Below are 14,395 nucleotides of genomic sequence, written 5' to 3' on the forward strand. Positions count from 1 at the left end.
AGATCCTCTCACTCGGCTGCGCCGGGATAGTGGGCGTTGAAGTCTTCCTCGATGGTCGCCGGCGGGGTCTCGGGCTTCTCGATGAGGCCCAGGATCGGCAGGATGACCAGGAAGTAGGCGAACCAGTAGGTCGCACCGATCAGCGAGATCCAGTCATGCGGGAACTCGGTGTCGCGCGCGCCAACCCACATCAGCACGATGAAGTCGACGATCAGCAGGCGATACCACCAGCGGAACTGCGGACGGTACTGGCCCGAACGCACCGACGAAGTGTCGAGCCACGGGGCCAGGGCCATAACCGCGATGGCGCCGAACATGGCCAGCACGCCGAAGAACTTCGCATCGACGATGCCGCCGGTGATGAAGCTGACGAACTGAACGGCCCAGACATCGGCGGTAAAGGCACGCAGGATCGCGTAGAACGGTAGGAAATACCATTCAGGCACGATATGCGCAGGCGTCGCCAGGGCGTTCGCCTCGATATAGTTGTCCGGGTGACCCAGGTAGTTCGGCATGAAACCGACGATCGCGAAGAACACCAGCAGGATCAGCGACAGGGCGAACAGATCCTTGATCACGAAATAGGGCCAGAAGGGCAGGGTATCCTTCGCGGCTTCCTCTTTCGATCCACGGCGCACTTCGACACCGGTCGGGTTGTTGTTGCCCGTGTGGTGGAAGGCCCAGATGTGCAGTGCCACCAGGGCGGCGATCACGAAGGGCAGCAGGTAGTGCAGCGAGAAGAAGCGGTTCAGCGTCGCGTTGCCCACCGCCGGGCCGCCAAGCAGCCAGGTCTGGATCGGCTCACCGATGAACGGGATGGCGCCGAACAGGCCGGTGATCACGGTCGCGCCCCAGAAGGACATCTGACCCCAGGGCAGAACGTAGCCCATGAAGGCGGTGCCCATCATCATCAGATAGATCAGCATGCCGATGATCCATGTCACTTCGCGCGGCGCCTTGTAGGAGCCGTAGAACAGGCCACGGAAGATGTGGATATAGACGGCCACGAAGAACAGCGAGGCGCCGTTGGCGTGGATATAGCGCAGCATATGCCCGCCGTTCACGTCACGCATGATATGTTCAACGCTGGCAAAGGCCAGGTCCACATGCGGGGTATAATGCATCACCAGGATGATGCCGGTGACAATCTGCAGCACCAGGCAGAACGCCAGGACGATGCCCCAGATCCACCACCAGTTCAGGTTCTTGGGGGTGGGAATCATCAGCGTGTCATAGGCCATGCCAACGATGGGCAGGCGCTGATGCAGCCATTTCTCGATACCCGTCTTGGGTTCGTAATGATCGTGCGGAATTCCGGACATGTGCGCCTCCCTTAGCCCAGCTTGATCGTCGTTTCGTCGACGAACTCGGCGACGGGAACTGGCAGGTTTTCGGGTGCCGGGCCTTTGCGGATGCGGCCCGAGGTGTCGTAGTGCGAGCCGTGGCAGGGGCAGTACCACCCGCCGTAGTCACCGGCGCCATCGCCCAGGGGCACACAGCCCAAGTGGGTGCAGACACCCATCATGACCAGCCATTCACCGGCTTCGTCCATGGCGCGGTTCTGGTCGTCAGCCGACAGTGCGGGATCGCGGTTGTCGTTGCGGGCCAGCACGTCGATCATGTCGGAGGCATTGTTCTCGGCGCGGGCGCGCTCGATTTCCTCGGCGGTGCGGCGGCGAATAAACACCGGCTTGCCCAGCCAAAGGGCGGTGATCTGGCTGCCCACTTCGACACCCGAGACGTCAACCCGGATCGAGCTGAGCGCTTTCACGTCAGCCGAAGGGTTCATCTGGTGGACGAGAGGCCAGACAGCAGCCCCGGTCGCCACGGCGGCGGTCCCGCCGGTGGCATAGTACAGGAAATCCCGACGGGTTCCCCCTTGGTCGTCAGCGTGTGACACGTTCGCATCTCCCTAGCTAGGTCGCTTTTCGCGACCGACACGACGGAAGGCCGCGCTTACGCGCAGCCCATTGGGGCGCTGTTTAGCCAAGGAAAGAAGCTGCGTCCAGCGGTCAATAGGGCGCAGGGGCCGAAAAGCAAGGTCGGCGTGATCGAAAAATCATCATGTTAAGCACTGGTTAGCGCAAACGAGCCGAATCGCCCTTAACATGCGTCAAGCAACCGCGAGGGGTGGGTGGGGCTTGCATAAGACACCCTACGCTATCGAGTGAGCGGCGAAGTAGGCATCGAAGGTCGTTAGTGCGTTTGTCACGGCATCGATGTAGCTGTGTTCCACGCCGTCCAATTCCACGACAAGGCGACTTGTGTCGAACGAGGTCGAAAACCCGGAGCTAAACGCCCCTCCTCTTGTTCGTGCGCGCCCTATCCGTGGTGTGTACCTTGTAATGAACATGTGCTTTCGTCCGTTTGAAACGTCCCGAAGCCATTCAAGCTGAGGGCATCGGGCGATCAAGTGCGCACGCAGGGCACCTAATGATCCATGCCCGTGGCTCGTCCCATATGTTTCAAATAGCCAATCAACTAAAGACCAGGCCGCTACAGCACAGTCCATTGCAAGAGAGTCATTGAGGGGTTCAGCCTGAAGATGGTTGGACTTCTGCCGAAAGTCCTCCAACGCATCTCGTGGAGAGCTCATCCCGAAAGTATGCACTGCACTTATTCCCCAAATCTAACAAAGCAAATCACCCCACCGGCTTCGTCGCCTGCATCGCGTCCCGCTGCGCAAACACCGCGAACCAATCGTCGAGCGCATCCCGCCCCTTGCGCCATTGGCGGTCTCCGTGGCGGAAGTCGAGGTAGCCCAGGGCGCAGGCCACGGCGATCTGGCCCATGTCGAGCGGGCCGGACAGGTGGCTCATCCAGCGTTCGTTGAGCGCATCCAGCGCGCCTTCGATCTTGGACCATTGCGCGTCCAGCCAGCCCTTGTCCTGCTTGTCCTCGGGGCGGCAGCGGCCCTCGTAGACCATCAGCACGGCAGCATCCAGAAGCGCGTCGGCGGTGGCCTCGAGGGTCAGCACCTCCCAGATGCGTTCGGATGGGTAGAGGTGCCCCCCGGCGCGGGCATCCAGAAACCGGGTCACCACGCGGCTGTCATAGAGCGTCGGCCCATCCGGGCGGATCAGCGCGGGGATCTTCGACAGCGGGTTGGCCGCGGTCACTTCGGCGGCCGGGGCCAGCGGTGTGGTCGAGACGTCAATCTGCTCCACATCCCCTTCCTGGCCGGTTTCAAGCAGAACCACCCGCACCTTGCGCACGAAGGGCGAGGCGGGCGAGGAAATCAGTTGCATGGGATCAGACCTTTCGGAAACGAATGCGGGTAAGCGTGGTGGCGTCGATTTCAATGGCCGGGCCGGTGGAGCCCAGCCGGATCACCCGCCGGAAACGGTGCGTGGCATTGACCTGTTCGGTCTCGCGCCGGGCGGTCAGGCCTTCTGGCACCTCGTCCAGCGCATCCTCGGCCCGCTGATCGCGGCGGCCTTTTTCGACGCTGCGGGCAATCGCATATCCGGCAAGCGCGACGGTTCCATAGCGCAGGACTGTGGTGATGATTGGGGCGGCGACGGGGGCTAAGGGCAGGGCCATGACGTTCTCCTCCTAAAGCGTTTCGGCTTATTGTTGAGACACAACAATGAGGCGAAACGCGCGCAACCTTCCGATGTTGTGTGCGTTTCGAGATTACCTCGCGTCCCAAGTTAATCTCGAAACGCTTTAGGGAAAATGTAGGAACGACCGCAGTGAAAGTCCACTTATTCGGGCGGCATGCGCATCAGCGTGCTCAACACAGCAAGCTCCTGTCCGATCCCATCCGGCATCGCCTCGGCAGCTGCCATGCGTGCTGCCTCCGGCTTGTTCTGGTTCAGCTTCCAGGTGCCATCGACCGAGCCGATCTCAAGCTTTACCGGCTGGATCATGCGCATCATGCGGTTCATCGCGTCCGGGGCCATCTTGGCGCTGAGCCAGGCGGGTTTCGGGGCCAGGCGCGTTTCGAACTCGGCCGACAACAGGTCCAGCACCTCCCGCAGCCGGATGTCGGCCATGCGCGTGAGCGACCCGCGTAGATGCACGGCAACATAGTTCCAGGTCGGCACCTGGTCGGGCAGGTCATACCAGTCCGGCGAGACATAGCCGTCCGGCCCGGATACGGCCAGCACGGCGGGCAGGTCCTGCTCCAGCGCGCGGGCGATGGGGTTCGAGCGCATGAGGTGCAGATAAGCCTCGGTCCCCTCATCATTCACGACAAAGGGCACATGTGCCACCAGCGGCCCGGCCCCACCATTCACCGACAGAACGCCGAAACCGCGCTCCCTTGCAAAGGCCAGGTTGCGATGGGTGGGTGTGTCGCGGAAAACGGGATTCGGATGCATTGGACCTCCTCGAAACGGAGGCAGCCTGTCAGACGGTCAGCTGTCCGTCCAGTATCCCTTTGACACAGGCGTCAACGATCTGCCCTTCGGGCTGGTCGCTGTCGAAGCGGACCTCGGCGAATTGTTCGGTGCGGCCCATGCGCGGGTTTTCCATCAGGATGCGATGGGTCTTGCCGATCTGCGCCGCAAGGTGGCGGTCGACCTGCGCGGCGCCTGCCTCGCGCAGGCGGGCGGCGCGGGCCTTGATCACATTGCCATTCACCGTGTTGCGGATCTTGGCCGCCGGCGTGCCTTCGCGCGCGGAATAGGGGAAGACATGCAGCCAGGTCAGGTCGCAATCGGTGACCAGCTTGACCGAGTTTTCGAAAGCCTCGTCGGTCTCGGTCGGGAAGCCCGCGATGATATCCGCACCGAAGGTGATGTCCGGGCGCAGGCGCCGGGCCTCTTCGGTAAAGGCAATCGCATCGTCACGCAGGTGGCGGCGTTTCATGCGTTTCAGGATCAGGTCGTCGCCATGCTGCAGGGACAGGTGCAGATGCGGCATCAGGCGCGGCTCGGTTGCGATAGCCAGCATCAGGTTCTCATCCGCCTCGATCGAATCGATCGAGCTGATGCGCAGGCGCGGCACGTCGGTCAGTTTCAGGATTCGCATCACCAGATCGCCCAGACGCGGCTCGCCCGGCAGGTCGGCGCCCCAGGAGGTCAGGTCCACCCCGGTCAGCACCACCTCGTTGAAGCCGCGATCCACCAGGCGCTTGATCTGGTCCACAACGACACCAGCGGGGACCGAACGCGAATTGCCCCGGCCATAGGGAATGATGCAGAAGGTGCAGCGGTGGTCACAGCCGTTCTGGACCTGAACATAGGCGCGGCTTCGCGTGCCGAATCCGTCGATCAGGTGGGAAGCGGTTTCGGTCACCGACATGATGTCATTGACCTGCACGCGTTCGGTATCGCCGATCAGGTCGGGGGCCAAGCCTGCCCAGGTCTCCGGCGCCATCTTTTCCGAGTTGCCGATGACCGCGTCGACCTCGTCCATATTCGCGAAGGTCTCGGGCTCGGTCTGGGCGGCGCAGCCGGTAACGATCACCTTGGCGTTCGGGTTGTCGCGGCGCAACTTGCGGATCTCCTGCCGCGCCTTGCGCACGGCCTCGGCTGTGACGGCGCAGGTGTTGACCACCACGGCGCCCTCGACCCCTGCGTCGGCGGCCAGGCGTTTCATCGCCTCGGTCTCATAGGCGTTCAGGCGACAGCCGAGCGTCGCGAAGATGGGGGGCTTGGCGGTCATTACAGGGCGTCCAGGAAGGCGGGGGTCAGCTCGGCCTCGAAGATAAAGGAGGTCGGGCCGGTCATCCAGACACCATCCTCACGCCAGTCCAGCGTCAGCCAGCCGCCGTCGACCTCCATGCGCACCTTGCGATCGGTGAGGCCCCGTTGCGCAGCGGCGACGGCGGTTGCACAGGCGCCCGAGCCGCAAGCCAGCGTAATGCCGGTGCCGCGTTCCCAGACCCGCATGCGAATCTCGTCCCGCGCGCGCACCTCGGCAAACTCCACATTGGTGGCCTCGGGAAACAGCGGGTCTTTCTCGAACCGCGGGCCGATTCCGGCGACATCCACGGCTTCGGCATCCTCGACGAAGAAAACGCAATGCGGATTGCCCATGCCAACGGCGACCGGGTCACCGTCCAGCGGGAGGTGTTGCAGGTCCACATCCCCGGCCAGGGGCACGTCGCGCCAGGTCAGCTGCGGCTGCCCCATGTTCACGGTGACCAGCTCGCCTTCGCTGCGGGCTTCCAGGATGCCGCGCGAAGTGCGGATGGTCAGCCGGTCCGTGCGCGCGCGATCCATCATGTAGCGCGCGACGCAGCGAGTTGCATTGCCACAGGCCCCAGCACGCGAGCCATCCGCGTTCCAAAAGTCCAGGTCGATGTCTGCCACATCCGATGTGCGGATCTCGGCCAGCTGATCGAATCCCACGCCCCGGTGCCGATCGCCGAGGGCTGCGGCCAGTTCACGACTCACAATAGGCGCCCGCCCCCGTGAATCGATCATCACGAAGTCATTTCCTGCCCCATGCCATTTCATGAAATGCAGGGATTCCGTATGCTCAGGCCTTGTCATGAAGGGCGATATACGCCCTGCTCGAAAAATTTGCCAGCGATCGTGAAGATTCCTGCAAAAATGTGCTTGACCCGCCCCGCCCCGGGTTATAGTCACCGCCTCCACAGAGTGGGCCGTTAGCTCAGTTGGTAGAGCAACTGACTTTTAATCAGTGGGTCGCAGGTTCGAATCCTGCACGGCTCACCACTTTAACCGATTGATCGGAAACGAAAAACCGCCGAGCGACAGCTTGGCGGTTTTCGCGTTTTTCAAACATTTTTCAAACACCACGGTGATTTGCCCGAATCCGTGTTTAAACGGATGCGCGCGTTCGCATACATACGGCTCGCCCAGTTGTGCGCACGGTTCTGGAAGTTGGTCCCCACCAGTGCTAACCCTCAACGAGTATTGAGGAAGGGCAGGACCATTCATGAAAACAAATTACGTAGAAAACATCACCAATAGCGGGCTTTCCATCTTTGATCCTATCGAAATTGGCGATCCTGACCTTTGGATTCCCACACCCGACCTTGAGCGCATATTAAACGAGAAACTTGTCGGCATTGACGGCCTCGACGTTCCAATTCGGACAAGATCGAAACTGGTCAAGCAGCACGTATGCCGGGCGCTTGGTTACCCGATCCCAAAGAGTTTCAAAAAAATCCAGCCCCGGTTCTTCGGACAAATGTTCGACACGTATGCCCAGAAAGCCAATAACCTTCAGGTTTGGAACGAAGAGCTTTCTCCGTCACGGCGCTACGTGATTCTGCGGGTAGACGACGCAGGGGCCATAACGCGAGTTAAGGTCGTAAATGGCGAGGAACTCGCTCAACTCGACACGACGGGAACGCTGACGCAAAAGTATCAGGCGCGGCTGGTACCCAGCGATGAAACCGAAGAACTGATTTCAGCGACGGATACGGACCTTCTCAACCCTCACGTTCGCGCAGGAGCGAATCTCGCTGAACACGTCAGCCCAACAGACCACCCTGCTCACGGCTTGATGCTACCGCTCGGCGAAGTCTTTGAGCGATTGCGCGGTGCGATAGGCCGTTCCTTCCCCGATGCTGGTCGGGATCAAGAAAGAAATAGAGGGGCCGCGCTCCACCGGATCGTCTGCGAGCTTTTGGGCTACTCCGACTATCGGGACGACGGGCAATTTCCAGACGTTCGAAACCAACTGCTTGAGGTAAAGCTACAGACCTCCCCGACCATCGACCTGGGTTTGGTCTTACCGGCGAGCGAAGAGCCGCTAGACGTGCCCCAGATCGCCGGGACGCAAGTCCGCCACTGCGATGTTCGGTACGCCTTGTTCTACGCCCAGACAGACGGTGCGGAAGTGACACTAACGCATTTCTACCTGACCACAGGCGCGGACTTTTTCACCCGTTTTCCGCAATTCGGCGGGAAGGTGCTCAACAAGAAACTCCAGATCCCATTGCCATCAGACTTCTTCGAAAGGTAGGCCAAAAGCTGCCCAGACCATTTCGTCTATCCGACGTTCAAGCCCGTTGTCCGGACTATCGGCCATTCGGCCGTAGAGGTCGCGGCAAGCGGCTACAATCTCCATACCGACTTCGCTCGCCGGGTCCGGCAAGGGGAATTGCTCGACATACTGAGTGATAAAGCGCCTACGCCCGGCATAGAGCTTGTTGTTGAAGCGGCAGTCATAGAACTTTTCAATGAAAGTTGAATTGGCGACGCCCAAGGCAAGCCAAAGCAGGTCTTCGTTACCGGTCAGCCAATAACAGTCCCCATTCACAACGGTTCCTTCAAGGTCCATCCAGAAGGTTGGCTGCTCCGAAATATCGCGGAACACCAATTTGGGCGCGGGCCAATCTGACGGGTTCTGCGGCACCCAAATCTCATACCACTGCCGCCCCGCTTCGATCACATAGCTGCGCCCTTCTAAGGTCTGACGATGCTCCTCAAGATAGGCCCTGCTGGCCGGGTACTCCTCCAAGTCAACTGCCCGTTTCTTCCCGTCGACCGTATGATGCGGGTAAAGCACCTTTCGGTTAGGCGGCTCAGGTCGAAAGCGTCGCGCCGTGTGATGCGTCGTGAGGGCGCGATGCAACTCAAGGTCACGGTCCCATTTCTTGGGTAAAAACACCTTGTCGGCACATGTCTTGATCCCAACCCTGATCTTCCCAATGTCACGGAATGTGCCCCAAGTGTTGTCGCTGACGGTCGCCAGCCAGCTTTCAACACTATCGGAGGCAAGCCGCCAAACACCGGTTGTGTCGCCACCGGTATCCAATTTGCCCTGTTGAACAACAAAGACTCGGCCATCAGGAACGGCCACGGTGCCCTCATGTGAAAGGGCTGCAAGTGGGTCAGCGGCGGTGTGCGAAGGCTTTGCTTTTGTCTGGTAGATCGAACAGAACGATGGAGATACAGTCTCTGCACCAATCCCGCGCGCGATCAAGACAGCGGGCAAAACAGCAGCATCAAATAGCTTAGTGTCGCCCAAGTCAAAGACTTCGCGCAGCCGCAGGTCAGTCATAAGGCTGGCCCGGACGGATGCACCGCCTTTGGTTGTCATAAACCGGTTCGAAACGATGATGCCTGCTGTGCCTTCCGGTGACAGCACTCTCGCCATTCCAAGTAGGAAGGCATGATACAGGTCTACGCGCCCGGTCAATCCGAATTGCTGCGACAGTTGGCGGGCACGGTCTGCCCCGATTATCTGGGTTCTCACATATGGCGGATTGGCAATGATCATGTCGTAGGGGTCAGACGACCCAAAGAGGCCACCCGAAAAATCGTCAAGAACGTGGTCAAGGAAGCTGCCTAGTTGCAAATTAACTTCTACGCCAGGATGGGTGCGGGACAGACGCTCACGTGCTTCCGCCAAGGCCTCGGGGTCCGTTTCAAACCCATAGACCGCCACAGGTCCGTCAAGCCGGTCCAGAAGGGCAAGAAGCAATTCTCCGTGCCCAACAGCAGGGTCAAGGACACGAACAGCACGCTGCGATATTGGCGCGGATTCGCCGACGATGCGGTCGGCAACAAACTCGGCGAACTCTTTCGGGGTATAGGTCACACCGCCTGCTTTTGTTTCCGTTACGTCGGAATATCGTACTTTTTCTGCTGTGCTGCTCTTTACCATCGCCAAACCTGTTTTCTTTCACCAATGCATACAGGCCATTGCCCTGCTGACACAAGCGGAAGCCCGTGTCGGGCCGGATGCGTGGGTCGTGTCGGTGAAGATGCGGCGTGTGCCGCGCAGAGCGCGTCAGAGACGCGCGATAGCTGCCGAGTACCACAAAATAGCTTCGGCCAAATGCCAGACTGATCGACCGTAAACTAACAGCAGGGCCAACCCCGCGCCCAAGATCAATGCACGGCCTACCCTTCGGCGCCTCAAAGGGCGACAGTTGTCATTCGCCGGGCGTCTCACTGACAACTCCGCATCTTGACTTATCGCCTCCACAGCGCGGCACACCGGACAGTATCTGCATTGCAGAAAGATAGCTTGCGTGGGTGCAGCTAGGAACCTCGCGTCGAACGGCGTTTCCATCTTTGTCGCGCAATACAACCTGCCCCACTTTATAGAATGGACACCTAGTAGGCATTCGAAATCCTCTCCTCCGGCGGCGATAAAGCGCAAACACGGCGAGCGATCAATACTTCGAAAGGTTAGGTGGGAGGGATTGTGTGCCCCGGCTTCGAGGGGTGGGGTGGAGTGTTGAGCCGGGGCACAGAAACCAGGGCGAACGGAACATGATTTGACGCCCTTGCTCATGGTCTAAGTAACAAAGGTTAACAGCCAGTTAACCATACGCGCGCTGTAGATCCTGTGTTCAATTAGGCACAACTCATCCACCTTTTTATTGGGGCTGTGAGCGACATCAAATTCCAACGAAGAACTTGTCCACGCGTCGCCAGAAATGCAGGAGATCCCGTGCAAGGGGTAACTCTCGGCGCATACAGTCGATGGCATAGACATCTGCTGCGAGCACCGCAGCTAGCCGATAGGTCATTGCAGCCACGCTTTCTTTCTCATCTTCGTCGTTTTGGGAAAGGTTGTCCTCAATGATTGAAGCAGCGGAGGTGAGAGAAAAAATGATCGAAAGCGCGGGCTCGGACGGCCACCTCAGGCACATCCGGCGTACGAGCGAGCGCCGTTGTTCATTACTGCCAGACAGCAGTTCCTCCAGCGCGCACTCGATCATCTCATCGATCGGTGTTTCGCGTGCCAAAATGTCACCCACCGCTTCCCACAATAGAAGCCCCGAAGGAAACAATAGCAGAAACCGAAAGTTCCGGCGAATTAATACGCCCCAGCAATTTAGGAGCACCCCCAACCGAAGTCGGGGGTGCTGGTTGAAACAGCCACGGGGCGATTGTGGGTCTGCTCCATCCGCCCGACTGGTTACCCAAATCCCGAAGCGCCTACACCCTGTCTAAATGTTGGGTTGGCATTGATCGGCCGAATGCCTTACCTGCACCAGAACTCAGGACCGTCTGGGTATCTCCTGGCAAGCCCCTCCTCAATGAGGATCTCTCCGACATTTCGGCCTCGGACGCGGATTACGGCGAGCGTCCGGCCATACTTGTCAGCCCCATGCCGCTCCACGGAGAACTGATTTTCGGATAAAAGTTCCACCAAGCGAGCCGAGGCCTTTCGAGCAAGCCTCCTCTCCCTCTCGCCTCCACAAATGTTCGTTTGGGGCTCAGGGGTATCAAACCCCATGAGGCGGATCTTTTCTCCGCGCAGCCAGATCGTATCACCGTCCACCACGCAGGTGTATCGCTCACCGCTTCCACACTTCGGCATGGCAGAGGCAGAGAAGCCGGTGAGGCATGCAACCAACGCCACACACACAAAAGCTTTGTTGTTGAGCCGTTAGCTTTCTGCATCCGCAGCCACACCTTGACGATAGAAGATGATCCTGCCCGCCTGGTCATTGGTTGCGCAGGAGCCTGGACCAATCACAACCCGCTTGGTGGCCGTCAGGGGACCAATTCCATTGTCCCTTGCCTCTGTAGCGTTCTTGCAGGGAGGCAGTTCGATGCGCTGATAGCCTTTCGAAATCATGCAGGCCTCATAGTTCCGCTTGCGTGCGTCGGCGTTAGCGTCTTGGGCCTCGTAGTACCCCGTCAGGACGGCGACAACAATCTCGGCGCCTGGGCTCCGGTTTACCTCGACTTCTTGGGCTGCCTTCGTTTCACACGCTGCACGGTCTTGCTCAAAATCCGAATAGCGCATGTTGTTTTTGACAAAGGTTTCCTGTGCGACACAGCCTGTAAGTGCGATACCTGCGCAGGCCGAAATGACGAGTTTGGTCTTCATGAAATTGTCTTTCCTTCAACCTCTTGGGGAATCAGCGAAATGACACTCCGCACATCGCAAAAGTGCTTTCCACTGCGCAATATGCAAAAACCACTAAGAAATCCCACCTATCCAAAAGTATAGACATCAACCAGCTCGCCGCTCCCCGGGAAGTCACCTGCGCCAAAGAAGATTCTCACAAGAGTTGACAGGTGCTCTAGTCTTTCGTTGTCTGAAGACAGGAATTTTCTCATGCGTATTTCAATAGACCATCACATCCTACGCAAAGGCTGGCTCTTCAAGACGACCTTCTACGAGGTCCGTTTGAGCGTTGCCTTTACCCATGAAGAGAAACAGATCATCCGGCAAAGGGGACTGCTCCAGACCAAGCTGGTGGATCGTCGCCCGGCCAATGCGCGGGTGGATGACCGCGATGAGAGATTCGAGCTGCGGGTCGAACACCTGATGGATGGGCGCGTGGATCGCTTTCTCTGCGCCACGCCGTCCCAAGCCAAGATCTATGAGGACGATCTGCTGGCAATGCTCGCTCAGATGAAGCTCTGGCTTGATGACAATGCCGAGACCGGCAGTCGGACAGTGGTCGAGCTCTGATGGGACGCGGGTTTACAGAACTCTACGTCTCCTCGGTGGTGGGGGCGTTTCTCATTGGCACATTCCTGCTTCTGGCCGTGATCCTGTCGCCTCTCATCCTGATCGGTGTGCCGACCTATGTGGTGACCCGTCTCTACCTGCAAAGCCCCGCCCGCCTGGAGCGGCTCGCCCGGGAAGAAACCGAGCTTTTGTACCGCCACGCCCAGGCTGGCACGGCGCAGCTGTCTGATACGGAGATCGACCGCGCCCTGGCCCAGCATTGGCCCGCAGACACACCGGACCACTTGAAGGTTCAGCTTCTGGAGATCGGCCGGGCGCTCTTCGCGGCGGAAGGCCTGCTGCCGGATATCCCGCCGCCGCCCGCGCTGTGCAACACGGTGGAAGGGGCGCGCTATCGCGACATGCTGGCCCGGGCGGGACAGGCCCGCAGCGACCGGGTGATGGTGCTCTCGGCGCTTGAGGTGATTTCAGACAGCTTGGCCACGATCGCCGCGGCGGTGCCGCCGATAGACGGCGATGTGCTGGTTGAGGTCACCCAGTTCGTCCACCCGCTTGGAAATGCCGTGCAGAACGTCATTGCGCCCTTCTTCCAGGACAATGACTACAATCACTTCAATCGGCTGCGCGAGCGGCTTGATGCCAACCTCGCCACAACCCATCGTAGCCAGCCGATCTTCCCGCGCGACTACAAGGGTGAGGAGGTGGTGGAGACCTACCTGTCCGGCACGCTTCTGAAGGAGCTCTTCAAGCTGCGCACCCCCTTTGCCATTCCCGAGAAGAGCCGCTTTGAGCACAGCCATATCGTGGCAGGCTCGGGACATGGCAAAACCCAGACGCTGCAGTATTTCATCGCCAGAGACCTTGAGGATGTTGCCAGAGGGGATAAGTCCATCGTCGTGATCGACAGCCAGGGCGATCTCATCAATACGATCCTGAAGGCCAAACACCTGCCACCGGAACAGATCGTATTGATCGATCCGGAAGACATCGCCTATCCGGTGAGCCTCAACCTCTTCTCCGTGGGGCAGGACCGGCTGGAACGCTATGACGCCCTGGAACGCGAGCGGCTCACCAACTCGATCATTGAGCTTTACGACTTTGTGCTGGGCTCGCTTCTGTCGGCGGGCATGACCGCCAAACAGAGCGTGGTCTTCCGCTATGTGACCCGGCTGATGTTCCATATCCCGGATGCCACCATCCATACTCTGCGCGAGCTGATGGAACCCGGCGGAACGGACGCCTACCAGGAGCATATCGCAAAGCTCGACGGCACGCCCCGGCGTTTCTTTGAGACTGAGTTCGACAGCAAAGAGTTCACCAATACCAAGACCCAGGTCTTGCGCCGTCTCTACGGCGTGCTGGAGAACCAGACCTTCGAGCGCATGTTCTCCCACCCGCAATCGAAGCTCGACATGTTCACCGAGATGAATGCGGGCAAGCTCATCCTGATCAACACCTCAAAGAGCCTGCTGAAGGAACAGGGCACGGAGATCTTCGGCCGTTTCTTCATTGCGCTCATTGCCCAGGCCGCCCAGGAACGCGCCACCCTGCCAGGCCACGACCGCCTGCCGGTGATGGTCTATGTGGATGAGGCCCAGGACTACTTCGACCAGAACATCGGTGTCATTCTCAGCCAGGCGCGCAAATACAAGGTCGGAATGATCATGGCGCATCAATACCTGGGACAGCTCTCCAGCGGCCTCCAAGAAGCCTTCGAGGCCAATACCTCGATCAAACTGGCAGGCGGTGTCTCTGCCCGCGATGCCCGCGCTCTGGCCGGTCAGATGGCCACCAGCCATGAGATCGTCCAGAAACAGCCCAAGGGCACATTCGCCACTTTTGTGCGGGGCCTGACCCAGGCGGCCGTGCCCGTCAGCTTTCCCTTCTTTGTTCTGGAGCGATCGGAGCGGGCGACAAAATCAGGTCGTGAGGCGATCCGGCAACACAGCCGTGAGGCCTATGCGGAACCCTGGCAGCCCATGGATCGCCATGAGCATACCTCCGAGGATCCACCGTCCGGACTGCCCCCGGAAAACGACCAAGATGATCCCGTCAAACCTTCGCCGGAGCTTTGATCCGC

At 59.5% G+C, this 14,395-nt stretch carries 14 protein-coding genes and 1 tRNA gene; 4 read left to right on the top strand and 11 right to left on the bottom strand.

The features are described from left to right. Nucleotides 1–8 precede the first annotated feature (8 nt). The 7 genes from petB to dapF form a co-directional block, all read right to left on the bottom strand. Nucleotides 9–1,322, bottom strand: a complete 1,314-nt coding sequence (gene petB / locus ACO07D_RS07750) for a cytochrome b (RefSeq protein ID WP_421702384.1) — start codon at nucleotides 1,320–1,322, stop codon at nucleotides 9–11. Nucleotides 1,323–1,333: 11 nt separating this feature from the next. Then, entirely contained in the window at nucleotides 1,334–1,900 is a 567-nt protein-coding gene (gene petA / locus ACO07D_RS07755) for a ubiquinol-cytochrome c reductase iron-sulfur subunit (protein ID WP_421702385.1), read from the bottom strand. A 742-nt stretch (nucleotides 1,901–2,642) separates the two neighbouring features. Then, nucleotides 2,643–3,248: a glutathione S-transferase gene (locus tag ACO07D_RS07760; RefSeq protein WP_421702386.1), complete on the bottom strand. Its 606-nt coding sequence runs from the start codon at nucleotides 3,246–3,248 to the stop codon at nucleotides 2,643–2,645. Nucleotides 3,249–3,252: 4 nt separating this feature from the next. After that, entirely contained in the window at nucleotides 3,253–3,543 is a 291-nt protein-coding gene (locus ACO07D_RS07765; RefSeq protein ID WP_421702387.1) for a hypothetical protein, read from the bottom strand. A 164-nt stretch (nucleotides 3,544–3,707) separates the two neighbouring features. Further along, nucleotides 3,708–4,325, bottom strand: a complete 618-nt coding sequence (locus tag ACO07D_RS07770; protein WP_421702388.1) for an FMN-binding negative transcriptional regulator — start codon at nucleotides 4,323–4,325, stop codon at nucleotides 3,708–3,710. Between the two features lie 28 nt (nucleotides 4,326–4,353). After that, on the bottom strand, nucleotides 4,354–5,613 hold the full coding sequence (gene mtaB, locus ACO07D_RS07775) for a tRNA (N(6)-L-threonylcarbamoyladenosine(37)-C(2))-methylthiotransferase MtaB (RefSeq protein ID WP_421702389.1): 1,260 nt from the start codon (nucleotides 5,611–5,613) through the stop codon (nucleotides 4,354–4,356). Continuing rightward, complete coding sequence (dapF, locus tag ACO07D_RS07780) at nucleotides 5,613–6,446, bottom strand: diaminopimelate epimerase (protein WP_421702390.1); 834 nt, start codon at nucleotides 6,444–6,446, stop codon at nucleotides 5,613–5,615. The genes mtaB and dapF overlap by 1 nt, the downstream gene beginning before the upstream one ends. Before the next feature lie 110 nt (nucleotides 6,447–6,556). Here dapF and ACO07D_RS07785 point away from each other — a divergent pair. Together ACO07D_RS07785 and ACO07D_RS07790 are read left to right on the top strand one after the other, a co-directional pair. Next, nucleotides 6,557–6,632 (top strand) — tRNA-Lys (locus ACO07D_RS07785). Between the two features lie 223 nt (nucleotides 6,633–6,855). After that, a complete protein-coding gene (locus tag ACO07D_RS07790) occupies nucleotides 6,856–7,890 on the top strand; it encodes a hypothetical protein (RefSeq protein ID WP_421702391.1) in 1,035 nt (344 codons plus the stop codon). Here the strand turns inward: ACO07D_RS07790 and ACO07D_RS07795 are convergent. The 4 genes from ACO07D_RS07795 to ACO07D_RS07810 form a co-directional block, all read right to left on the bottom strand. After that, complete coding sequence (locus ACO07D_RS07795) at nucleotides 7,870–9,537, bottom strand: Eco57I restriction-modification methylase domain-containing protein (protein WP_421702392.1); 1,668 nt, start codon at nucleotides 9,535–9,537, stop codon at nucleotides 7,870–7,872. The genes ACO07D_RS07790 and ACO07D_RS07795 overlap by 21 nt on opposite strands. Nucleotides 9,538–10,279: 742 nt before the next feature. Beyond that, a complete protein-coding gene (locus tag ACO07D_RS07800; RefSeq protein ID WP_421702393.1) occupies nucleotides 10,280–10,642 on the bottom strand; it encodes a hypothetical protein in 363 nt (120 codons plus the stop codon). Between the two features lie 227 nt (nucleotides 10,643–10,869). Further along, on the bottom strand, nucleotides 10,870–11,208 hold the full coding sequence (locus ACO07D_RS07805; protein ID WP_421702394.1) for a thermonuclease family protein: 339 nt from the start codon (nucleotides 11,206–11,208) through the stop codon (nucleotides 10,870–10,872). Nucleotides 11,209–11,277: 69 nt separating this feature from the next. After that, nucleotides 11,278–11,724 carry a hypothetical protein gene (locus ACO07D_RS07810; RefSeq protein WP_421702395.1) on the bottom strand — a complete coding sequence of 149 codons (447 nt, stop codon included), beginning with the start codon at nucleotides 11,722–11,724 and terminating at the stop codon, nucleotides 11,278–11,280. Between the two features lie 231 nt (nucleotides 11,725–11,955). Between ACO07D_RS07810 and ACO07D_RS07815 the strand changes: the two genes are divergently transcribed. Both ACO07D_RS07815 and ACO07D_RS07820 read left to right on the top strand, forming a co-directional pair. Continuing rightward, nucleotides 11,956–12,315 (top strand): hypothetical protein, encoded by a 360-nt coding sequence (locus ACO07D_RS07815; RefSeq protein WP_421702396.1) that lies wholly within the window; start codon nucleotides 11,956–11,958, stop codon nucleotides 12,313–12,315. Further along, complete coding sequence (locus ACO07D_RS07820) at nucleotides 12,315–14,390, top strand: type IV secretory system conjugative DNA transfer family protein (protein ID WP_421702397.1); 2,076 nt, start codon at nucleotides 12,315–12,317, stop codon at nucleotides 14,388–14,390. Before ACO07D_RS07815 ends, ACO07D_RS07820 begins: the two co-directional genes overlap by 1 nt. Nucleotides 14,391–14,395: the final 5 nt, after the last annotated feature.

The organism is Aliiroseovarius sp. (genome assembly GCF_965228805.1).
Taxonomy (GTDB): Bacteria; Pseudomonadota; Alphaproteobacteria; order Rhodobacterales; family Rhodobacteraceae; genus JASBTN01.